This window comes from Sphingobium sp. D43FB, from assembly GCF_002312805.1.
GTDB lineage: Bacteria > Pseudomonadota > Alphaproteobacteria > Sphingomonadales > Sphingomonadaceae > Sphingobium.
The window spans coordinates 1-385 of the sequence record NZ_NMUA01000275.1; the positions used below are offsets into that span (position 1 = coordinate 1).

General features: G+C 51.7%; 1 protein-coding gene. It reads right to left on the reverse strand.

Features of this window, described 5'->3' with window-relative positions; translation table 11 throughout:
* Positions 1 to 142: 142 nt before the first annotated feature.
* The coding region (locus SxD43FB_RS24385; protein ID WP_217988868.1) for a hypothetical protein at positions 143 to 385 on the reverse strand (243 nt) is incomplete at its 5' end.

Consider the following 385-nt stretch of genomic DNA (forward strand, 5'->3'; position numbering starts at 1 on the left):
CATGCCGCGTGGGTGTTCTGGGTGTCGCCTTTTTGCAGCGCAACAATCTCCACCTCAAATCCCATATCAATAAACGCGGTAATTTGATTGAGGACGAAGGTTTCCGACGACAGCGGAAATTTCAGTAAAAAGAAGCCGACCTTCATTTCACCTCCCCGATGCGTTCAAGCACAGATTGCACCATCTGCATTCCTGTATGACGCTCACGACTGACAGCTTCGTTAAGTCGTGCGTTCAGCGCCGGAAGCTGGCCTAAGGTATCCGCAACCATCGCTTGCAGGCTGCCGTCCAGTAAATGACGGATATCAATTGCCATCTCCGGTAGTCCCAGCTGCTGCATGATCCCGGCGGATTTATGTTCATAGTTGATGGCAATCGCCGGAGT